This window comes from Sphingomonas sp. AC435 (assembly GCF_979253005.1).
Map to the genome: position 1 here is coordinate 1 of NZ_CEEDCJ010000080.1, position 249 is coordinate 249.

Here is a 249-nt window from a genome sequence, read left to right on the forward strand (position 1 = left end):
GTGACGCCGCAGCGCTGGTGGTCCGACACCGCGCTGGCATGGTTCGATGCGGTCGGGCTCGCGGCCGACGCCGTCTACGGCGCGGCGAAGGCGATCGGGTACGGCGTGCCGCCCGTACCCGCCGCGGTGAGGGGCGTGCTGACCGCGTGCGTCGGCGGCATCATCCGCGACGTGCTTGCAGGCGAGCCGTCCATTCTGTTGCGGCCGGAACTGTACGTGACCGCCGCGGCGCTGGCATCCGGCCTGTTC

1 protein-coding gene is annotated in these 249 nt (G+C 73.1%); it reads left to right on the forward strand.

Annotated elements, in window-relative coordinates; translation table 11 throughout:
• Positions 1-249 (forward strand): trimeric intracellular cation channel family protein (locus AC0CH8_RS19020; protein ID WP_465241217.1); only part of this gene is annotated, 249 nt, incomplete at both ends.